This is a genomic window from Pseudarthrobacter sp. J47 (assembly GCF_049810315.1).
Lineage (GTDB): Bacteria > Actinomycetota > Actinomycetes > Actinomycetales > Micrococcaceae > Arthrobacter.
Genome location: NZ_CP187358.1, coordinates 2,472,938 through 2,493,635, shown reverse-complemented (window position 1 = coordinate 2,493,635; position 20,698 = coordinate 2,472,938). Strand labels below are relative to the sequence as shown.

Below are 20,698 nucleotides of genomic sequence, written 5' to 3'. Positions count from 1 at the left end.
CGTTTGTGAGAAGCTAGGGGAGTGAATGAACTCCTCCCAATTATTGTGTCCATTGTTGCTGCCCTGGTGGTTATCGGCGGGCTGATACCGGTCCTGGTCAAAACCCGGAAGAACATCAACCGGTACCCGGGGACCCGGGATGAGAACGATCCCGAGGCACCCGCCGTCCAGTCCACCGGCACCCTCCTGGAGGACCGTCCTGGTACTCCCGCCACCGTTGCCCCGCCCCTGGAACCGGGTACCGCCGTCGACGTTCCCGATGACGTTGCCGGGCTCGAGACTGTACCAGTCGAAACACCGTTGCCCGTGGCCGGCCGGCTGGTCCGGCTCCGTGAACGGCTGGTCCGGTCCAACAATGTCCTGGGCAAAAGCCTCCTGGCGCTGCTGTCCGCTGACCGCATCGACGAGAACGTCTGGGATGAGGTTGAGGAAACCCTCCTGATGGCGGACCTTGGCACCGAGCCCACCATGGAACTGATGAACGCCCTGCGCGAACGGGTGAAGGTGCTGGGCACCCGGACCCCGGACCAGGTGCGTGAGCTGCTCCGCGAAGAGCTCATCAGAATCGTTGATCCCACCATGGACCGCAGCCTCAACACCACCCGGCACGCTGACAGGCCCGCCGTCATGATGGTGGTGGGAGTTAACGGCGTGGGCAAGACCACCACCGTTGGCAAGCTGGCCCGCGTCCTGGTGGCCGAGGACAAAGACGTGCTGCTTGGCGCTGCAGATACGTTCCGTGCAGCCGCGGCAGAGCAGCTGGCCACGTGGGGACAGCGCGTCGGCGTTCCCACGGTGAAGTCCGACGTCGATGGTGCTGATCCCGCCTCCGTCGCCTATGAAGCGGTGAAGGCAGGCATTGAGCAGGAAGTCGACGTAGTGATGATCGACACCGCTGGCCGCCTGCAGAACAAGGTGGGGCTCATGGACGAGCTGGGCAAGGTCAAGCGCGTCATTGAGAAGCTTGCCGAGGTGGATGAGGTGCTGCTGGTCCTGGATGCAACAACGGGCCAGAACGGCCTGAACCAGGCACGCGTGTTCTCCGAGGTAGTGAACATCACCGGCATCGTGCTGACAAAGCTGGACGGAACCGCCAAGGGCGGCATTGTGGTGGCCATCCAGAAGTCGCTGGGCGTTCCCGTGAAGCTGATCGGACTTGGCGAAGGAGCGGATGACCTCGCGCCGTTCGAAGCCGAATCGTTTGTGGACGCGCTGCTGAACTGACCTGGTTGAAGATCCAGCTTCACCAAAAGGGAGTGGGTCCCGCCGCTGGTTTCCAGCGACGGGACCCACTCCCTTTTTATTCTTTTTATTGCCGTTACGCGTTATCTCAGTAGGTGTAGTTCAGTACCGTTACGGTTCCGGCCGTGAGCTTGATCTTCTGGGTGGTGTCCCCATAGCCGAAGCCCGGAGCCGTCAGCCGTTCGGCCACGGGCTTCGGTTCCGTCAGGGCGCCGTCGATCATGGTGGAGTCCTGGGCGGCGTAGCTGGGGCCCGTCATCTGGCTCATGGTTCCCGTGAGCGGCCTGCCCGGCAGCGTGATGGTGGCCTCCATCTGGGCTGCCGTCTCCGGGTTGTTCTCATTGACGATCACCACGGACGTGCTCCCGTCGGGATTCTGCAAGGCATAGCTGAAGGCCAGCCCGCCGCCCTTGCCGTCAACCTTCAGGAACTTGCCTTCGCCGAGCCCGGCGATCATGGACATACCAAAGAAGGCGGCGCGTCCGGACATCACGCCGTTGCCCTGCGGGTACGCCCCGGCGCTGCAGATGACGGACAAGGGAGGCCCACCCTTGCAGGTCAGCATCGAGCTGTGGAAGCCGACCTGTGTGATACCCAGTTGGGCGGCATTAAGCGCGTAGTCAACCGTCCATAAGGCGGAAGCGTGGGTTTTTGAGGTTTCATTCGAACCTGGGCAGGCCGCGATCCCTGTCTCCGGCAGCCATGTTTCCAGTCCGGCATCAGTCCCGGCCTTAAGTGCCGCCGACTGATAGTCCGCTGCACGGTCATGCATCAGCTGGCTCATCAGGTTCGCCATGGTGGGTGAGCCCTTGGGATCGCTTCCATCGCAGCTGTAGAGCGGATAGTTGTGGAAGGTGAGGATCTTCTTTTGCGGAATGTCGGCGTCGATAAACGGCTGCCACCATTTCTGGTCATAAGCACCAGGCCCGGCGATGGGAACAGTGGGGGCAACCTCATAGATCGCCCGGGCGTATACCTTCAGCTCCTCCAGGTACTTTTCAAGGCTGTAGCCGCTGGGCCGGACGCCGTTGTATACGAACCCGTTGGGCTCGTTGCCGATGGTCACGCTCAGGAGTTGGTCACCAAAGATGGCCGTGGCGTGTTTCATCATGTCCGCTGCGCGGGCCGGATCGTAATGGCCCAGGTCAACCGTGAGGCTCACCCTGGCGCCGGTAGCGTCCAGAAGCGTTTTGAGCCGGCTCAAATCGGCGGGGCCCACGGCACGGGCGGGCTGTGCGGCGCTGCTCGGGTAGCCCGGAACCGGCTCATTGCTGGAGGTCCAGAAGAACCTTCTATCCACGGCGTTGCCGCCGAAGCGCAGCACCGGCTGGTCCAGTTCGTTCAGCAGTTTGACCATAGTGGGGTTGCTGCTGCTGAGGTCTTCATCGCCAAGGTCAGTCGCCTCGAGTGAAATGCCCGTGAGGCCACGGGGAAGGGATGATCCTTCCAATTCCCCTGACACCTTCACATTCAGGGGCGCGACCGGTTCCAGGGGTGACCCGGCAGGCGGCCCGGCCTGTTCGTAGTAGCTCACGGCGGGAGCCGGCGGGAGCGTCTCGCTGGGCGTTGGTGTGGGCGTTGATGACTGCGTCGGCTGTTCCACAACCTGCGCAGCGGCATCCGGCCGGAACAGCTGAAACGCCAGAACCAGAACGGCAACAACGGCAACGGCGGCAACCGCGAGGGCCCACCGCTTCCTGGCGGCCTTCTTTTCAGTCGGGTTATTCCCGGCATTGGGGCCGGCCGGGGCAGGCGGTCCGGTAGGCAAGGGATCGGAATCAGGCATGCGTGATTTCTCCAACGGTTCGGCGGTGTTGGTTCCAGCCTAGCCAATAGTGGCGAGCGGACTGTTAAGTGGCTGTCGCCTGGCTCCGGTCCATGGGTTCCCGGACCGCCGCCCACGCGGTGCCGGCAAGGACCAGTACCAGTCCCGTGACGCCGAACGCCCAACCGTAGCCCCACTGGTCCGCAATCACGCCTACCAGGATGGGACCCGCAATCGCCCCGACGTCGGCCATCATCTGGTAGACAGCCAGTACCCGCCCGCCCGATCGCTCGCGGCCGATGATGTCCGCTACCGCCGCCTGCTGCGCCGGGCCCAGCATGCCTGCGCCCAGGCCGGCAACGGCTGATGCCGCCAGGAACCACCAGAGGTCGTGGGTCAACCCGATCAGGCCGGTAGAGACGCCGGTAACGAACAGGCCGGCGAGCATCATGGGCTTGCGGCCCCAGGTATCGGCGAGCCGCCCGGAGAACGTCAGTGCCGCAGCGTTGCCGCCCGCAAAGACCGCAAGTGCTGTGCCGGCAGCCGCGGGCCCGGCGTTCAGTGCTGCCGCAGCAAACAGCGGAACCGTGGCCATGCGCACGCCAAAGGTAGCCCAGCCGTTGGCGAAGCTGGACGCCAGCACCGCGCGGTACGTGCCGTTGGCCAGCCCTTCAGACAGCAGCATCTCCGCGGGGCCGGAGTCCTTTGCCCGGTGGGCGGCCGGCACGTGGCTGAGCATGGTCTGGACAACGACGGCGGCCAGCACCAGCGCCGCGGCATAGGCCAGGAACGGCACCCTCAGCCCAAACCCGGCCAGCAACCCGCCCAGCACCGGCCCGCAGACGTTGCCAATGAGGAAGGCGCCGGCGTAGGCACCGGACACCCTGCCACGGCTCTGCGGCGGCGCCAGCCTGATGACCAAGGCCATGGATGCCACCGTGAACATCACGGAGCCGATACCGCCCAGGCCACGGAAAACCAACAACTGCCAGTAGTTCTGGGCAAAGGCGCAGGCGGCGGTGGAAACGGCAACAATGAGCAGGCCGGTCACGTACACCGGCCGTTCTCCCCACCGCCCGATCAGTGCGCCGCCTGCCGGTGCGAACACCAGCCGCATAAAAGCGAAGATGCTGACGATCACGGCGGCGGCGGTAGCACCGACGTCGAACGTTGTGGCGAATTGCGGCAGCACCGGTGCCACCAGCCCGAATCCCAGGGCAATCAGGAAGGCCGCGAGCAGCATCACCTTAATATCGCCGGACAACGGCTCGCCCTTCGCCCGGAAGAGATTCAGGATCCGCGGATTGGAGCCGTTGGTACGGGCGTTGGCCTTCATTCTTCAGTGGTCCTCGGTGATGCGTCGTAGGGCCCGGTCACGGGGCGTTGAAACATAACCGTAACAAGTCGGAGACCCACCATTTACTTCGAAGAGGTTCTTGTAACAAGGCGGCAATCCAATTCCTCTTCGGGTGAAACACACGACGCCCAGAATCGAACGTAGAAACGCACCAGGCGTTTGGCAGGGCGGTTAGCTCCGCAGCATTCAAATTACAGGGAGGACGTGCACCATGGAACTTACTGCAGGTCACGTATGGCTTATGGTGTCGGCGGCGCTCGTGCTGTTCATGACGCCGGGCCTGGCATTTTTCTACGGCGGCATGACACGCGCCAAAGCCGCACTGAACATGATGATGATGAGCTTCATCTCCATCGGCATGGTCGGCGTCATCTGGGTGCTGTGGGGATACTCGATGTCTACAGGAGAGGGGTTCCTGCAGATGGTGGGCAACCCCTTTGCCTACTTTGGCCTTGAAGGGCTTGAAAGCCCTGACAGCCTGATCAGTGTTGGCTTCGCGGCTACGTTCGCGATCATTACCGTCGCCCTGATCAGCGGCGCCATCGCCGACCGCGCCAAGTTCGGCGCCTGGGCAGTGTTCGTCCCGGTATGGGTCACCCTGGTTTATTGCCCACTGGCATACATGGTGTGGGGCGGCGGACTGTTCAGCGCGGAGGGCGCTGTTGGTGCGGCACTCGGTGAAGCCATTGACTTCGCCGGCGGCACCGTTGTCCACATCAATGCCGGTGTGGCCGCGCTGATCCTGGTCTTCATCATCGGCAACCGCCGCGGTTTCGGTAAGGACCCGAACCACCGTCCCCACAACATCCCGTTCGTGATGCTTGGTGCCGCAATCCTGTGGTTTGGCTGGTTCGGGTTCAACGGCGGCGCCGCTGCCACAGCCGAACAGGGCGGACTCATCTGGGTCAATACGCTGGCTGCTCCGGCCGCTGCAATGCTGGGCTGGCTGATCACGGAACGGATCCGCGACGGACACCCCACATCGCTGGGAGCAGCCTCGGGTGTTGTGGCCGGCCTGGTGGCAATCACCCCCGCCTGTGCCAACGTCAGCCCCGTGGGAGCGCTGGGCCTTGGTGTCATCGCCGGCGTGGCCTCTGCACTGGCGGTGGGGCTCAAGTTCCGCTGGGGCTTTGACGATTCCCTGGACGTCGTCGGCGTCCACCTCGTCTCCGGCATTATCGGCACTGTTGCCCTGGGCTTCATCGCGCTGCCCGAGGACGGCGCGGGAGGCGGCCTCTTCTATGGCGGCGGCGCAGCCCAGCTCTGGGCGCAGCTCGCAGCGGCAGGCATTGCCATTGTCTACTCAGCCGTGCTGACCACCATCATTGCCCTGGCCATCCACAAGACCATGGGCTTCCGGGTATCGCAGGAACAGGAAACGGTGGGTGTGGACCTCAGCCTGCACGCCGAGACCGCCTACGAGTTCGGCGTCGGTGGACACGGCGGAAGCTTCCAGCCGCTCCATGACCTGATCACCGGCAAGAAGACCACCGAGACAGGCAAGGAGAGCGTCGACGCATGAAACTGATCACTGCAATCGTCAGGCCGGAAAAACTCGAAACCATTCGTGAAGGCCTGGAAGCCTACGGAGTACAGGGCCTGACGGTCAGCGCAGCCAGCGGCTACGGCCGACAGCGTGGCTACACAGAGGTATACCGCGGCGCGGAGTACAACGTTGACCTGCTGCCCAAAATCCGGGTGGAGGTCCTGGCTACCGATGACCAGGCGGACGACATCCTGGACGTCATCATTGCCAGCTCCAACACCGGGCGCGCCGGAGACGGCAAGGTCTGGACAGTAGAAGTATTCGAGGCGGTCCGGGTCCGGACCGGCGAACGCGGCGTGGCCGCGATTTAGGCGGATCCACAGCAACAAAAAGGGGCGGGCGGGTCATCTACCACGATGATCCGCCCGCCCCTTTTGCTGTACCGGCCCGGCGGCTACTCTTTTGCCGAGCCGTTCGGCGGAACGGCGAGCCAGCCCTCCGGACCCGGCCCGCCGGCGTCGTACTCTTCCAGGGGAACATCGCCGCGGTTCCAGGACCGCAATACGGGCTCGACGATCCGCCAGCAGTCCTCAGCGGTGTCCCCGCGCACCGACAGCAGGGGATCGCCATTCAGTACGCCTTCAAGGACTTCACCGTAGGGCAGCAGCTCCGAGGCATTGAGTTCGGACTTCAACGTGATCCGGTTCAGCGTGAAGATATCGCCGGGCCCGTTGACATCAAGGTCCAGTTGCAGTGTGTCCGGTCCAAACCCGATCCGCAACTGGTTGGGGGAGTCCAGGCCGGAGAAGCCACCCGGCAGGTGGGGCACCGGCCGGAAGGTGATCACCGCTTCCTTCCGCTTGGTGCCCAGGGCCTTGCCGGACCGCAGGATGAAGGGCACGCCTTTCCACCGCCAGTTATCGATCGCCACCTGCACCTCGGCCAGGGTTTCTGTGTTGCGGGCGGGGTCGACCCCTTCCTCCCGGACGTAGTCGGGAACGTCCTTTCCGGAAATGTTCCCGGCCGTGTACCGGGCCCGGCGGGTGGAGCTGGCGTACGGCGCCTTGATGCTGCTGGCCCGCAGGACGGCGCTGACGGCATCCCGCAGGTCCCGTTCCTGGATGGTGGCAGGGGCTTCAAGAGCCACCAGCGCCATGATCTGCAGCAGGTGGCTTTGGATCATGTCACGCAGCGCCCCGGCACCGTCGTAGTAGCCGGCCCGTCCCTCCAGCGCGAGGTCCTCGTCGAAGATTATCTCCACGCGCTCAATGTGGTCCCGGTTCCACACCGGCTCCAGGAAGTTGTTGGCAAAACGCAGCCCCAGGATATTGAGCACTGTTGCCTTACCCAGGAAATGGTCCACCCGGTGGATATGGTCCTCGGGAACCAACCGCACCAGCGTCCCGTTCAAATCCCTGGCGGATTCCGCGCCGGACCCGAACGGCTTCTCCATCACCAGCCGGGTGCCGGCCGGGACCTGATCCGGGTGCAGGGCTTCGCAGGCCAGTTGGCTGACGTGGGGCGGGAGGGCGAAGTACACGGCAACCGGTCCGGGCAGGCTGCCCAGCAGGCCGGCCAGGGCGCCTTCGGCCGTGACGTCCACGGCGTGGTACTCCGTGGATTCCGCCATGGCCTTCAACGCGGCCCTCCCGTCCCCGTCTGCGGCGCCCTCCGCTGCGGCGAACGTCTCTGAGACGCGTGTCCGCCATTGGTCCGCCGTCAAGGAATCGGAGCCGGCGCCAACAAGGGACAGGCCTCCTGCCCTGCCTTTGGCTACCAGCCGGGCAAGTCCGGGAAGCAACAGGCGGCCCGTAAGATCACCGGAGGCGCCGAGGATGAGCAGGGTTTTTACTGTCGTTTGGCTGGTCACCCTGCCAGCATGCCATCTTGGAGGCCGGTCTTGGTACCCTAGATAGTCGAGTCCGATGTCGGGCGGTTGGCCCGGTTGGTTCCGGCCATCAGCTTCCGACACTGGCGAGCCGGACTGGCCGCCATTTGTAGATCCACTGAAAGAAGTGCACGGCGCGTGTTCAATTCACTCTCTGACCGGTTGACAGCAACATTCAAGAACCTCCGCGGCAAGGGCCGTCTCACAGAGGCGGACGTTGATGCCACGGTCCGGGAAATCCGGCGTGCCCTCCTGGACGCTGACGTTGCCGTCGCCGTCGTCCGTGACTTCACGGGCCGCGTGCGGGAACGTGCCCTGGGCGTCGAGGTCTCCGGTGCGCTGAACCCCAGCCAGCAGATCGTGAAGATCGTCAACGAGGAACTCGTCGAGATCCTCGGCGGCGAGACCCGCCGTATCCGGCTGGCCAAGACCGGCCCCACCATCATCATGCTTGCCGGCCTCCAGGGCGCGGGTAAAACCACCCTCGCCGGAAAACTTTCCAAGTGGCTCAAGGGCCAGGGGCACAGCCCGCTCCTGGTGGCCTGCGATCTCCAGCGCCCCAACGCCGTCACCCAGCTCCAGGTAGTTGGCAAGCGCGCCGGCGTCCCGGTCTTCGCCCCGCACCCCGGTGCCACCTCCGAACTTGAGCACCCCGCCGGCGACCCCGTCGCCGTCGCCCGTGCCGGCGTCGAAGAAGCACGCCAGAAGCTCCACGACGTCGTGATCGTTGACACCGCCGGCCGCCTCGGCGTTGACGCCGAGATGATGGAGCAGGCGCGCCAGATCCGCAAGGCGATCGTCCCCAACGAAGTGCTCTTCGTGATCGACGCCATGATCGGCCAGGACGCCGTCAACACGGCTATGGCATTCGACGAAGGCGTCAACTTCACCGGCGTTGTGCTCTCAAAGCTCGACGGCGATGCCCGCGGCGGTGCCGCGCTGTCCGTTGCGTCGGTCACCGGCAAGCCCGTGATGTTTGCGTCCACCGGCGAAGGCGTTGACGACTTCGAGCTGTTCCACCCGGACCGTATGGCCTCCCGCATCCTTGACATGGGCGATGTCCTGACGCTCATTGAGCAGGCTGAAAAGAACTGGGACAAGGACGAAGCTGCCCGGATGGCGAAGAAGTTCGCCGACCAGGAAGACTTCACCCTGGACGACTTCCTGGCCCAGATGCAGCAGATCCGGAACATGGGCTCCATGAAGAAGATGCTCATGATGATGCCTGGCGCGCAGAACATCCGCCAGCAGCTGGAGCAGTTCGACGAACGCGAAATCGACCGCGTCGAGGCCATTGTCCGGTCCATGACCCCTCACGAGCGGGTGGCTCCGAAGATCATCAACGGCTCGCGCCGCGCACGTATTGCCCGTGGTTCGGGTGTACACGTTTCCGAGGTCAACGGCCTGCTGGAGCGGTTCGCCCAGGCCCAGAAGATGATGAAGAAGATGGCCCAGGGCGGCGGCATGCCGGGAATGCCCGGAATGCCGGGCATGGGCGGCGGCGGCGGTGCCCGCAAGAACGCTAAGAGCGCTCCCAAGAAGAAAGCCCGTTCCGGTAATCCTGCCAAGGCTGCCCAGGAACTGCGCGACGCCGAGGCCAAGCGCGCGGGTGCCGCCAAGGCCCTTCCCACAGGAGCGGCCTTCGGGCAGCAGGGCGGCGACTTTGATCCGTCGCAGCTGAACCTGCCCAAGGGCTTCGACAAGTTCCTCGGCAAGTAGCCCACCCAACTGAGTCGCAGTTAACGTCGTGAAAACGCGTTTTGGGAGCGTTAAATGCGAGTCAGTTGGGGGACCCGGTGGGGATGTCAGTGCCGCGCAATAGGGTGGGGTCATGTTCAAGCAGCGGATAGTTTTTGTCCACGGCGCGGGGCAGGCAGGCTCGGCCGCCTGGCCCCGGCAGCACGGCATGGCTTTGGACTATGACGCCCTGTTCCTGCGGCGCCACGGCTTTGATCCTGCAGCGGTCCCGGTCGAATCCTTCGCGGAGGACGTCTCCATTGTGTTGCGTTCGCTTGCCGACGACGGCCGAGGCGCCGCCGGTGGGCATGTAGTGGCGCACGGCCACGGAGCCATCGCTGCCATGATGGCCGCCGTCGAGCGTCCGGACCTGGTGTTTTCGCTGGTCCTCGTCGAACCCGATTGCTTGTCCCTGACGGCTGACCTTCCCGCAACGTCGGCCCACATCGCCCTGATGAAGGCCCGCCTCGATGAACAGGCCCAAACCGGTGAGGCGCCGCCCTGGGAAGCGCCGCTCCAGATCGTTCCGGGCGTTCCCACGCTGGTCCTCACCGGCGGGTGGGAGCCGTTGTATGAGGAAATTGCCGGATATTTGCGTGAGACCGGCGCCCTGCACCGCGTTGCTGCGGGCGGGCACCGGCCCCAGGACTCGCCGGAGGGCGATCACTTCATCCGGACCTTTATTGCAGAGGCCAGCCGTCGCCGGCGGACTGCCGCCTAGCTATCGGCCGGAACCCGGAGCTCGGGCAGGTAGACCTTGCCCCCGGCGGCCAGGAATTCCTCGCTCTTTTCCTTCATGCCGCTGTACATCCGGGCGATGGCCGCCTGTGAATCGGCGGAGCCGTACTCGTTCCGAATGTCCTGGCTGATTTTCATGGAGCAGAACTTGGGACCGCACATGGAGCAGAAGTGTGCGGTCTTGGCGGGTTCGGCCGGCAGGGTCTCGTCATGGAAGGCCTCGGCCGTGACGGGGTCCAGGGACAGCGCGAACTGGTCCCGCCACCGGAATTCGAAGCGGGCCTTGGACAGGGCGTCGTCCCGTTCGTGGGCTCCCGGGTGCCCCTTGGCCAGGTCGGCTGCATGGGCGGCGATCTTGTAGGTAATCACCCCGGTCTTGACGTCGTCCTTGTTGGGTAGGCCCAGGTGCTCCTTCGGCGTGACATAGCAAAGCATCGCAGTACCGTAGCGGGCGATCTCCGTGGCTCCGATGGCTGACGTGATGTGGTCGTAGCCGGGTGCAATGTCAGTGACCAGCGGTCCCAGGGTGTAGAAGGGGGCGCCCTTGCACAGCTCCTGCTGGCGTTCCACGTTTTCCCGCACCAGGTGGAAGGGGATGTGGCCGGGGCCCTCCACCATCACCTGGACGTCGTACTCCCAGGCTCGTTGGGTGAGCTCGGCCAGGGTATCCAGTTCCGCGAACTGTGCGGCGTCGTTGGCGTCCGCCGTCGAACCTGGCCGCAAACCGTCACCGAGGGAGAACGCGACGTCGTACTTGGCGAAGATTTCGCACAGCTCGTCGAAGTGCGTGTAGAGGAAGTTCTCCTGGTGGTGTGCCAGGCACCAGCCGGCCATGATGGACCCGCCGCGGGACACAATTCCCGTGACCCGGTTCGCCGTCAGGGGCACGTAGCGCAACAGGACGCCGGCGTGGATGGTCATGTAGTCCACACCCTGCTCGCACTGTTCAATCACGGTGTCCCGGAAGATTTCCCACGTGAGCGCGTTGGCTTCGCCGTTGACCTTTTCCAGGGCCTGGTAGATGGGCACGGTGCCGATGGGGACGGGGGAGTTGCGGATAAGCCACTCCCGTGTGGTGTGGATGTCGTCGCCGGTGGAGAGGTCCATGACAGTGTCGGCTCCCCATTGCGTGGCCCACTGCAGCTTGTCCACCTCTTCGGCGATCGAACTGGTGACGGCGGAATTACCGATGTTGGCGTTGATCTTCACCAGGAATGCCTTGCCGATGATCATCGGTTCGGACTCCGGGTGGTTGATGTTGTTGGGGATGATCGCCCGGCCGGCGGCAACCTCGGACCGCACCAGTTCGACGTCGCAGTTTTCCCTCAGCGCCACGAACCGCATCTCCGGAGTGATGGTGCCCTGCCGGGCGTAGTGCATTTGTGTCACCGTTTTATCGCCGACGGCGCGGCGGGGCACCGGCTGTGCACCCTTCCACTCGGCGGACGCTGCGCCACGGCGGACGGCCGACTTGCCGTCGTCGAGCAGGTTCCGTTCCCGCCCCGTATAGGGCTCGGTGTCACCCCGGGCGGCAATCCATTCCGCCCGGAAGGCCGGCAGGCCCACGACAGGGTCGCTGCCGGGCCCGGCCGTCCGGTAGGTGCGGAAAGGCCCATTGGGTTCCCCGTTGGGGGAGGGTTCGAGGGCAATCTCGGTTACGGGTACTCGAAGTCCTGAGGCGGCGTCCTCAATGTAGGCCAATGAATGGGACTTGAGCGACTGGGTGATGGCCTGTTGGGCTTGCGGGTTTCCCGCCTGCTCCTGGATTTGGGCAGGGCTGTGCTGTGTTACGGGGGTACTCAATGAATACTCACTTCCTTCGCCGGCATTACCCGGACAGGTTCAACGGTCGCAGGCAGCGTCAGCCTGATCTCAGCCCCTGCAGGGGCACCCGTGTGGTCAAGGGAAAACTACCACAGCCAGACGGAATGTCCTTGTCACATATCGCGGCAATAGGCTGGTGGCATGATCCGGATCATCGAATTCAGCGGAACCGTGCTCACCGGACCAGGCTCGGAACGGCGTGGCCTCTGGTCAGTTGACGGCAGGCTGACGTTCAACCGGCCGGAAGACGCCCCTGACTTGGTCCTGGACGGCTGGGTGCTTCCGGGATTTGTCGACGCCCATTGCCACCTCGGCCTGGGCGTCGGAGGAGCAGTGGATCCGGAGACCGCGGAAGAGCAGGCCCGGGCGGACCTTGCCGCGGGAACGCTGCTGATCCGGGACGCCGGTTCGCCCGCTGACACGCGGTGGCTGCAGGGGCGCAGGGATGTTCCCGTGATTATCAGGGCGGGCCGCCACATTGCCAGGAGCCGGCGGTACCTTCGCGGATTTGCCGAGGAAGTCGAACCGGATGCCCTGGTGGAGGCCATGCGGAAGCAGGCGAGGGCGGGCGACGGCTGGGTCAAGCTGGTGGGGGACTGGATTGACCGTGGCGCCGGGGACCTTGCACCTTCCTTCCCGGCCGACGTCGTCCGGGATGCCGTCAGCGCGGCGCACGATGAAGGGGCCAGGGTGACAGCGCACTGCTTTGGCGAGCAGAGCCTGGATGACATGCTCGACGCCGGCATTGACTGTGTTGAGCACGCAACGGGACTGCTTCCCAGGCACCTTCCCCGTTTTGTGGAGCAGGGAGTGCCGATCGTCCCCACCCTTATCAACATCGACACTTTTCCCGGCATTGCCGCCCAGGCAGAACCGAAGTTTCCGCGCTACGCGGCACACATGATGGCCTTGTGGGAACGCCGTAATGAGCGCGTCCGGGAAGCGTTCGAGGCCGGTATCCGAATTTTCGCTGGAACGGATGCCGGCAGCGTGATCCGCCACGGCCGGATCGCGGACGAAATCCTGGCGCTCCATCGTGCCGGTCTGCCCATGTCCGCCGCCTTGGACGCTGCTGCCTGGGCTGCCCGCGACTGGCTGGGCGCAGAAGGAGTGGCAGAGAACGCGCCGGCGGACGTTGTTGTCTGCCGCGATGATCCCCGGGCGGTTCCGGGAACCATCACGGACCTGGGGTATGTAGTGCTTGGCGGGCAAGTGGTCGCAGGCTACCGGTAGAACTCCCGACGGGTCTTGAATTCTATTGAAGCTTCAAGTAAATTAGGGGTTGAGCGCCTTCGAACCCCGAAGGCCGTCCATCCGGGAGTTTCGAATGACTGCAGAACCCACAAGCCAGGACCTCCTTCCTGCCGAGCTCACCATGGGCACCGTGATGCTCAAAGTGGGGGACATGAAGGTCATGACCGACTACTACCAGCGGGCCCTGGGGCTCGTTGTTGTTGCCGAACAGGACGGCGGCGTCTACCTGGGCAGGCTGGGACGTCCCCTGGTCCACCTCGCACCGGCGCCGGGGCTTAATCTTCCTTCGCGCGGCGAGGCCGGCCTCTTCCATACAGCCCTCCTTTTCGAGGATCAGGCTTCCCTGGCTGCCACCGTCGCAACCGCCGCACAGTTTGAGCCCACTCTGTATGTAGGCAGCGCAGACCACCTGGTCAGCGAAGCGTTCTATTTCACCGATCCCGAAGGCAACGGCATTGAGCTTTACCGGGACCGTCCGCGCGAGGACTGGAGCTGGGACGGCCGGAACGTGGTGATGGACAGCCTTGCCCTTCCCCCGCAGCGCTTCCTGGAAGAGCATCTGACGGAGCAGGCGCTGGCATCGCAGCCTGAGACGGGTGCCGACGTCGGGCATGTCCACCTGCAGGTGGGGGATGTGCAGACGGCGCAGGATTTTTACGTCGGAACCCTGGGATTCGAAAAGACGGCAGGATGGCATGGCCAGGCGCTCTTCGTTTCCGCCGGCGGCTACCACCACCACATGGCCATGAACGTCTGGAACAGCCGGGGTGCCGGTCCGCGCCGCGACACCCTGGGCCTCGGAGAGGTGCTCATCCACGTGCCCGGAACTGACGACGTCGGTGCGCTGGCTGACCGCCTGAAGGTTGCCGGAGTTGCGTCCCGCCATACGGGTGCGGAACTCCAGTTTGAGGATCCGTGGCGCAACCACATCCGGGTTGCCGTACGCTGACGGCGCTGCCCGCCTGCATCCACACGGACTGTCCGCCGTCCAACTGCTCCGCGCATGATCTGTTCTGCGTGATCAGCTCTGCGCGGGCCGTGCGTTAAGCTGAATCCGGACGCCGGCGCGGCCGTTATGGCAAGACCCGCCTGCCCGTGAAAAGCTGGCAACAGCAGTGCGACAGTGACGGAATGAGGACGGTTCCCATGGGCTTTACCGAGATCTTTGTATCCACCCACAAGGGTGCGCTGGCGCGCGCCGGCGAGCTCGAGGCCGGCAGCGGTTCCGGGGCCCGCAGCGTCCGGATTCCGGATATCAGCGATTTCGAAATCGAACAGCTTGGTGCCCTGGCGGGCGCCGCAGTGCACGCATCCGGCGCGGACACCGAGCTTTCCATGGTTGATGTTGCCAGCGACTCGCTCCTTGGCGTTCCGGAGCCCATGGTCCGGGCCCTGGCCGAGCTGCTGACCTTCGAGGCCGAAGACTCCGGCGACGACGGGGCAGGCAGCGACGTCCTGGCGGACGTGGCCGGCAAGTGGGCCGCTGAGGAAGACATGCCTTTTGATGCCGATCAGGCCGTTGGCTACGTGCGCCAGCTGGCCGAACTGGCTGCCTCGGTCGAAGCTGCCGAACGCACCGGCCTGTACGTCTGGTCCAGCTGACCATAAATGAGGCTTGCCACCTGCGGCCGGACTGATTGCCGGTAGCGGACCGCCGGGCGTGGCCCGGCTCGAAATTGCGCCGGTCATCTGGCACAATGGACAGGTACTCGATCTGCGCGGCCCCTCTCTCCGTGTCCGGATCCTGTCCTTTGAATCCCCAAGTATGGCCCGCCCCACGGGTGCAGAACGTCGGATTCGCCCCCTTTCTGAAACAGGAGTGACCACAAAAGTGGCCGTAAAGATTCGCCTTAAGCGCTTTGGTAAGATGCGCGCCCCGTACTACCGCATCGTCGTCATGGATGCCCGCTCCAAGCGGGATGGCCGTGCCATCGAAGAGATCGGCAAGTACCACCCCACCGAAGAGCCTTCGTACATCGAGGTTGACACCGACCGCGCGCAGTACTGGCTCGGCGTCGGCGCACAGCCGTCCGAGCAGGTTGCCGCGATCCTGAAGATCACCGGTGACTGGCAGAAGTTCAAGGGCCTGCCGGGCCAGGAGGGCACCCTCAAGACGAAGGCGCCCAAGGAAGCATTCGTTGCCCCGGAAAAGGGTTCCGTGATCATCCCGGAAGCCATCACCAAGAAGGCAAAGGCTGAAGCTCCGGCCGAAGCCGAAGCAGAGTCCACCGAGGCTGAGTAAGTTGCTGGCTGACGCGCTCGAGCACCTCGTCCGGGGAATCGTTGATTCGCCGGAGGACGTCAAGGTCAGTTCCAAGAACAACCGCCGCGGGGATACCCTCGAGGTCCGCGTTCACCAGGACGATCTTGGCCGCGTGATTGGCCGGCAGGGCCGCACGGCACGCGCACTGCGCACCGTCGTCGCTGCCTTGGCTGACGGCGAGCAGGTCAGGGTCGACGTCGTCGACACCGACCGCCGCCGCTAAGCGTCCAGCACTTCGGTATTGGTCCGGCCCCTCCACCAGTTGGTGGAGGGGCCGGACTGCTTTGAACGACAATTGAGTTCAGGGCGCACATGGTGCGCCACCCTGAACCAGCCAATCAACGTAAAAAGGAACCACATGCAGCTCCAGGTGGCACGAATCGGCAAACCGCACGGTATCCGCGGCGAGGTAACGGTCCAGGTACTCACCGACGCCCCTGAAGACCGCTTTGTCCCGGGCACTGAATTCACCGTAGAGCCCGCCTCCGCCGGTCCGCTGACGGTCTTGGGTGCCCGCTGGAACAAGGACATCCTGTTGCTGGCCTTCGAAGAGGTTGCAGACCGTAACCAGGCGGAGGCGTTGCGCGGAGCCAAGCTGTTCATCGAAACCGAAGAGCTGGACGAGGACGACGACGAAGGCTGGTACGAGCACGAGCTTGTGGGCCTCGAAGCCCGCGTTGGCACCCAGGTGGTTGGCACGGTGGCTGCCCTGAACACCATGCCTGTCCAGGACCTGCTGATGGTCAAGACCCCCGAGGGTGAGGAAATCCTCATTCCCTTCGTGGAGCAGATCGTCCCCGAGGTGAACGTCGAGGAAGGCTACATCCTCCTTACCCCGCCCGCCGGGCTGTTTGAGGTCAACGCCGAGGCATCCGAAGCATCAGCGGATATCCGCGACTCCGGCACCTCCACGGACGATGAGGACCGCGCCTGACATGCGGATCGACGTCGTCAGTATCTTCCCCGATTACTTTTCCCCGCTGGATCTTTCGCTCATAGGCAAGGCCCGCCAGGACGGATTGCTGGAACTGACCGTCCATGATCTGCGGGATTTCACTACTGACAGGCACCGGACTGTGGATGACACTCCATACGGCGGCGGCGCCGGCATGGTGATGAAGGCCGAACCCTGGGCCCTGGCGCTGTCCGCGATCGCCGGTTCCGGCGCAGGCCAAGAGGGGGACCAGGCAGGCGGGGCGCCCGCGTCAGGCAAGCCCGTCCTGATTGTCCCGTCACCGGCAGGGGAGCGCTTCACCCAGGCCCTGGCCTACGAACTGGCCGCCGAGCCGCAGCTTGCCTTCGCCTGCGGGCGCTACGAAGGCATTGACGAGCGGGTTGTGGAATGGGCGTCGGAGCACTTTGCTGTCCGCCCCGTAAGCCTGGGCGACTATGTCCTCAATGGAGGCGAAGTTGCCGTCCTGGCCATGGTGGAAGCCATTGGCAGGCTGCTTCCCGGAGTGGTGGGCAACCCGGAGTCCCTGGTGGAGGAATCGCATTCGGATGGCCTGCTGGAGTACCCGGTGTACACCAAGCCGTCCACCTGGCGGGACCGTGACGTTCCCCCGGTCCTGCTCAGCGGAAACCACGGCAAAATCGCCCAATGGCGCCGCCATGAGCAATTCCGCCGCACCGCTGCCCGGCGTCCGGACCTCATGGAGGGTTTCGACGCCGGAACGCTCAGCCGTGCGGACCGGAACGCGTTGTGGGAACTGGGGTACGCCGTGGTTGACGGACGCGTGAGGCTCCGGCAGGCAGAGGCTGAAGACAGCGCCCCAGGGAATTAGCGGTAACTGTCCCGATGTGGCAAAATTAGTCCTTGTGTCTACTGGGCGCGCGCCTGCCACAGGGGGAGCGACGCCAACAGCCAAGACACCACGGCCCCGTCAATCAGTGACTGTGCCGGACCAACACTTTCGACGGTAATTTCCGGGCGGTGCATTCCGCCCGGGCTTGACCGCCGTGACCCCAAAGTGAATGACCTGTGGCGTTCACCAGGAGTGGAATTATGCATATCCTCGATTCCCTGGACGCAGCTTCGCTGCGCAGCGATGTTCCCGAGTTCCGCGCGGGCGACACCCTCAAGGTGCACGTGAACATCATCGAAGGCAAGAACTCCCGTGTCCAGGTATTCCAGGGCTTCGTCCTGGGCCGCCAGGGCGACGGCATCCGCGAAACCTTCACGGTCCGCAAGGTCTCCTTCGGCGTCGGTGTAGAGCGTACCTTCCCGGTACACTCCCCGATCATCGACAAGATCGAGGTCGTCACCAAGGGTGACGTCCGCCGCGCCAAGCTGTACTACATGCGTGCACTGCGCGGCAAGGCAGCGAAGATCAAGGAAAAGCGCGACTTCAACACCGCCAAGTAGTCCTTCCGGACTTCAACGGCAGGTCCGCGGCAAAACCGCCCGCGCCGGAGCCATCAGCAACAGCGCGCAGGATTTGGACCATGGACAACACAAAACGCCAGCCCAGGAAACCGGGCTGGCGTTTTGTGTTGGCGGCAGTATTGCTGGCTTTCCTGGTCAGCGGCATCATCCGGTCGCTATGGCTGGATATCTACTACATCCCGTCAGCGTCCATGGAGCCGTTGTTTGAGACGGGGGACAGGATCCTGGTCTCCAGGACCGACTTTGCTGCTGAGCCAATCCGCCGCGGTGACATTGTGGTGTTTGACGGCAGGGGCTCGTTCGCGTCGCTCAAGAGCGGCAAGGGACCACTTGCGGACGGGGCTTCCGCGGTGGGGCAATGGCTGGGGCTCACGGGCAGCGATACCACCTACGTCAAACGGGTGGTTGGCCTGCCAGGGGATGAAGTGCACTGCTGCGGGCCCGATGGCCGGCTGGTGGTAAACGGCCAACCCGTCGATGAACCCTACATTTTTCCCGGCGATGCGCCAAGCCTGCAAAAGTTCACTGCGGTGGTTCCTGAAGGCCGGCTGTGGCTGTTGGGTGACCACCGTTCACAGTCCGCTGACTCCAGGAGCCTGCTCGGCGCCCCGGGTGGTGGAATGGTTCCTGTGGACCGTGTCATCGGCCGACCGGTCCAGATCATCTGGCCCCTTGATAGATTGGCATCGGTGCCGCGGCCCGCCGTGGACGCAACAACAGTAAAGGACGGACAGTAGATGCCCGAGAACCACCCAGGGACACCTGATCCGCACTCCGACGGCGTACGGGCCGGCGGAGACTCCGGCGGAACAGATGCCACGCCGGGCAGCCCTGCCGCATCGGAAACCCGCCCCCGCAAGGCCGCCGCGACCAACCCCGTCGGCAGCTGGCTGAAGGAAATCGCTACGGTGGTGGTGATCGCCGTCGTACTTTCCTTCCTCATTAAGACGTTCCTGTTCCGTGCGTTCTACATCCCCTCCGAATCAATGGTCAGCACCCTGGAGATGGATGACCGCATCTTCGTCAACCTCCTGGTTCCGGAACCATTCGCCTTGTCCCGTGGAGACGTTGTTGTCTTCCGCGACACCAAGGGCTGGCTCCCGGCCGTGCCTGAAACAGGTGCGGGCAACGGGCCCTTCTCCTTCATCCAGGACGGGCTGACGTTCGTGGGGCTGCTTCCGGACACCTCGGAACAGCATCTGGTCAAGCGCATCGTCGGCCTGCCCGGAGACCACGTGATTTGCTGTGACGACGCCGGTAAACTCAGCGTTAACGGTGCTGCCGTCGACGAAACCTACATCAACGATGCCGAGGTTCCCGAGGTGCAGCCATTTGACGTCGTTGTCCCCGAAGGCAAGGTCTGGGTCATGGGTGATAACCGGAACCACTCGGCCGATTCGCGTGCCCACCAGGACACCAACGGCGGGTTCGTTGACATCGCAGACATCGAGGGGAAAGCCTCGGTGATTGCCTGGCCCGTGAACCGCTGGACGGTGCTGGATAACTACCCGGACGTCTTCAAGAACGTACCCGCGGCAGGTTAGCCATGTCCGTAGCTCCCACACTGAGGCACGAAAAATCCTTCCGGACCGGCGGTGCCCGCTATCTTGCCGGCGTCGACGAAGTGGGCAGGGGTGCCCTCGCCGGCCCCGTGAGCGTGGGGATTGCCGTGGTGGACCTGGAGAAGCAGCGGCTGTTGAAGGATGTCCGGGACAGCAAGCTGCTCAAGCCGGCGGACCGCGAGCGGCTGGCACCCCTGGTCAGGAAGTGGAGCGTCGCGTCAGCGGTGGGGCACGCGTCGTCCTCGGAAATCGACAACCTTGGAATCATCGCTGCCCTTCGGCTTGCCGGAAACCGGGCTTTGCAGGACATTCTCGGGGCCGGTGTGGTCCCGGACGTTGTGCTGCTGGATGGCAGCCACAACTGGCTGGCGCCACCTGTCCAGGCCTCGCTTTTTGATGACGACGCGGGATTGGCAGAAGCCGTCCCAGGCTGCGAGGCGCCGGTGCATACCAAGGTCAAGGCAGACATGCAGTGCCTCAGCGTTGCAGCGGCCAGCGTTATCGCCAAGGTGGCGCGCGACGCGATGATGCTGGATCTTCACTCCGAATTCCCGGACTACGGATGGGATGTCAACAAGGGCTACGCCACCACCGGGCACCGGGATGTCCTGCGTGCTGCAGGGCCCACTCCGTATCACCGCGTGAGCTGGCGGCTCCTGGGTGAGGACCCCGTGCTGGAGTCCGTGGTCTGATGCGGCGGGTTCAAGGCCGATGGTGCAAGATGGAAGCATGAGTGCCGAGGACCTTGAGAACTACGAAACAGACATGGAGCTCCAGCTCTACCGCGAATACCGCGACGTTGTTGGACTGTTCAGTTACGTAGTCGAGACCGAGCGCCGTTTCTACCTCGCCAACCATGTTGACCTCCAGGCCCGCAGCGCAGATGGCGAAGTCTATTTCGACCTCACGCTGCAGGATGCCTGGGTCTGGGACGTCTACCGCTCCGCCAGGTTCGTCAAGAATGTGCGGGTCCTGACGTTCAAGGACGTCAACGTCGAGGAACTTCCCCGCAACGAGGAACTGGCTGTGCCCAAGGACGTTGACCTGGGCAACTGACGCCCGTTCTGTTCCTTCACTGTGCCCCGCACTGTTGATCCACTGTTCCTCCACACCGGCCCGTGACGGGCGGTTACCCACATAGGGGAACATAGCCCTGTTGCCTCCAGCACCGCCCCATCAGGCTGATGGTGGAGGTG

The 20,698-nt window shown here is 64.1% G+C and carries 21 protein-coding genes and 1 riboswitch; of the genes, 17 read left to right on the top strand and 4 right to left on the bottom strand.

Features of this window, described 5'->3' with window-relative positions; genetic code table 11:
* Nucleotides 1-21: 21 nt before the first annotated feature.
* Nucleotides 22-1,224 (top strand): signal recognition particle-docking protein FtsY, encoded by a 1,203-nt coding sequence (gene ftsY / locus ACPJW8_RS11445; protein WP_330194342.1) that lies wholly within the window; start codon nucleotides 22-24, stop codon nucleotides 1,222-1,224.
* Nucleotides 1,225-1,330: 106 nt separating this feature from the next.
* Here the strand turns inward: ftsY and ACPJW8_RS11440 are convergent, their stop codons facing one another.
* Nucleotides 1,331-3,028: a hypothetical protein gene (locus ACPJW8_RS11440; RefSeq protein WP_330194341.1), complete on the bottom strand. Its 1,698-nt coding sequence runs from the start codon at nucleotides 3,026-3,028 to the stop codon at nucleotides 1,331-1,333.
* 64 nt (nucleotides 3,029-3,092) lie between these two features.
* Nucleotides 3,093-4,343 (bottom strand): MFS transporter, encoded by a 1,251-nt coding sequence (locus tag ACPJW8_RS11435; protein ID WP_425256331.1) that lies wholly within the window; start codon nucleotides 4,341-4,343, stop codon nucleotides 3,093-3,095.
* Nucleotides 4,344-4,575: 232 nt separating this feature from the next.
* On the opposite strand from ACPJW8_RS11435, the gene ACPJW8_RS11430 reads away from it, so the two are divergent.
* Both ACPJW8_RS11430 and ACPJW8_RS11425 read left to right on the top strand, forming a co-directional pair.
* A complete protein-coding gene (locus ACPJW8_RS11430; RefSeq protein ID WP_330194340.1) occupies nucleotides 4,576-5,886 on the top strand; it encodes an ammonium transporter in 1,311 nt (436 codons plus the stop codon).
* The gene (locus tag ACPJW8_RS11425) at nucleotides 5,883-6,221 is read left to right on the top strand and encodes a P-II family nitrogen regulator (RefSeq protein WP_330194339.1); all 339 of its coding nucleotides are present in this window, start codon (nucleotides 5,883-5,885) and stop codon (nucleotides 6,219-6,221) included. Before ACPJW8_RS11430 ends, ACPJW8_RS11425 begins: the two co-directional genes overlap by 4 nt.
* Nucleotides 6,222-6,304: 83 nt before the next feature.
* Here the strand turns inward: ACPJW8_RS11425 and ACPJW8_RS11420 are convergent, their stop codons facing one another.
* A complete protein-coding gene (locus ACPJW8_RS11420; protein WP_330194338.1) occupies nucleotides 6,305-7,720 on the bottom strand; it encodes a glucose-6-phosphate dehydrogenase in 1,416 nt (471 codons plus the stop codon).
* A 156-nt stretch (nucleotides 7,721-7,876) separates the two neighbouring features.
* Between ACPJW8_RS11420 and ffh the strand changes: the two genes are divergently transcribed.
* Nucleotides 7,877-9,457, top strand: coding sequence for a signal recognition particle protein (ffh, locus tag ACPJW8_RS11415; RefSeq protein ID WP_330194337.1), 1,581 nt, complete (start codon nucleotides 7,877-7,879; stop codon nucleotides 9,455-9,457).
* Between the two features lie 112 nt (nucleotides 9,458-9,569).
* Nucleotides 9,570-10,196 carry an alpha/beta hydrolase gene (locus ACPJW8_RS11410; protein ID WP_330189541.1) on the top strand — a complete coding sequence of 209 codons (627 nt, stop codon included), beginning with the start codon at nucleotides 9,570-9,572 and terminating at the stop codon, nucleotides 10,194-10,196.
* Here the strand turns inward: ACPJW8_RS11410 and thiC are convergent.
* The gene (thiC, locus tag ACPJW8_RS11405) at nucleotides 10,193-12,016 is read right to left on the bottom strand and encodes a phosphomethylpyrimidine synthase ThiC (RefSeq protein ID WP_330189542.1); all 1,824 of its coding nucleotides are present in this window, start codon (nucleotides 12,014-12,016) and stop codon (nucleotides 10,193-10,195) included. The two genes, ACPJW8_RS11410 and thiC, sit on opposite strands and share 4 nt — an antisense overlap.
* Nucleotides 12,011-12,118: riboswitch (TPP riboswitch) on the bottom strand. (Overlaps the previous gene by 6 nt.)
* Nucleotides 12,119-12,178: 60 nt before the next feature.
* Between thiC and ACPJW8_RS11400 the strand changes: the two genes are divergently transcribed.
* From ACPJW8_RS11400 to ACPJW8_RS11345, 12 genes are all read left to right on the top strand, one after another.
* The gene (locus tag ACPJW8_RS11400) at nucleotides 12,179-13,270 is read left to right on the top strand and encodes an amidohydrolase family protein (RefSeq protein ID WP_330189543.1); all 1,092 of its coding nucleotides are present in this window, start codon (nucleotides 12,179-12,181) and stop codon (nucleotides 13,268-13,270) included.
* Between the two features lie 94 nt (nucleotides 13,271-13,364).
* Nucleotides 13,365-14,240 (top strand): VOC family protein, encoded by an 876-nt coding sequence (locus tag ACPJW8_RS11395; RefSeq protein WP_330189544.1) that lies wholly within the window; start codon nucleotides 13,365-13,367, stop codon nucleotides 14,238-14,240.
* 197 nt (nucleotides 14,241-14,437) lie between these two features.
* Nucleotides 14,438-14,893, top strand: a complete 456-nt coding sequence (locus ACPJW8_RS11390) for a hypothetical protein (RefSeq protein ID WP_330189580.1) — start codon at nucleotides 14,438-14,440, stop codon at nucleotides 14,891-14,893.
* Between the two features lie 229 nt (nucleotides 14,894-15,122).
* Nucleotides 15,123-15,533, top strand: a complete 411-nt coding sequence (gene rpsP, locus ACPJW8_RS11385; protein ID WP_330189545.1) for a 30S ribosomal protein S16 — start codon at nucleotides 15,123-15,125, stop codon at nucleotides 15,531-15,533.
* 1 nt (nucleotide 15,534) lies between these two features.
* Entirely contained in the window at nucleotides 15,535-15,777 is a 243-nt protein-coding gene (locus ACPJW8_RS11380) for an RNA-binding protein (RefSeq protein WP_330189546.1), read from the top strand.
* A gap of 135 nt (nucleotides 15,778-15,912) precedes the next feature.
* Nucleotides 15,913-16,488 carry a ribosome maturation factor RimM gene (rimM, locus tag ACPJW8_RS11375; protein WP_330189547.1) on the top strand — a complete coding sequence of 192 codons (576 nt, stop codon included), beginning with the start codon at nucleotides 15,913-15,915 and terminating at the stop codon, nucleotides 16,486-16,488.
* Between the two features lies 1 nt (nucleotide 16,489).
* Nucleotides 16,490-17,338: a tRNA (guanosine(37)-N1)-methyltransferase TrmD gene (gene trmD / locus ACPJW8_RS11370; protein WP_330189581.1), complete on the top strand. Its 849-nt coding sequence runs from the start codon at nucleotides 16,490-16,492 to the stop codon at nucleotides 17,336-17,338.
* 221 nt (nucleotides 17,339-17,559) lie between these two features.
* Complete coding sequence (rplS, locus tag ACPJW8_RS11365) at nucleotides 17,560-17,919, top strand: 50S ribosomal protein L19 (RefSeq protein ID WP_330189548.1); 360 nt, start codon at nucleotides 17,560-17,562, stop codon at nucleotides 17,917-17,919.
* An 80-nt stretch (nucleotides 17,920-17,999) separates the two neighbouring features.
* Nucleotides 18,000-18,677, top strand: coding sequence for a signal peptidase I (gene lepB / locus ACPJW8_RS11360; protein WP_330189549.1), 678 nt, complete (start codon nucleotides 18,000-18,002; stop codon nucleotides 18,675-18,677).
* Complete coding sequence (lepB, locus tag ACPJW8_RS11355) at nucleotides 18,678-19,484, top strand: signal peptidase I (RefSeq protein WP_330189550.1); 807 nt, start codon at nucleotides 18,678-18,680, stop codon at nucleotides 19,482-19,484.
* A 2-nt stretch (nucleotides 19,485-19,486) separates the two neighbouring features.
* A complete protein-coding gene (locus ACPJW8_RS11350) occupies nucleotides 19,487-20,194 on the top strand; it encodes a ribonuclease HII (protein ID WP_330189551.1) in 708 nt (235 codons plus the stop codon).
* A gap of 37 nt (nucleotides 20,195-20,231) precedes the next feature.
* On the top strand, nucleotides 20,232-20,558 hold the full coding sequence (locus ACPJW8_RS11345) for a DUF2469 domain-containing protein (RefSeq protein WP_330189552.1): 327 nt from the start codon (nucleotides 20,232-20,234) through the stop codon (nucleotides 20,556-20,558).
* Nucleotides 20,559-20,698 lie beyond the last annotated feature (140 nt).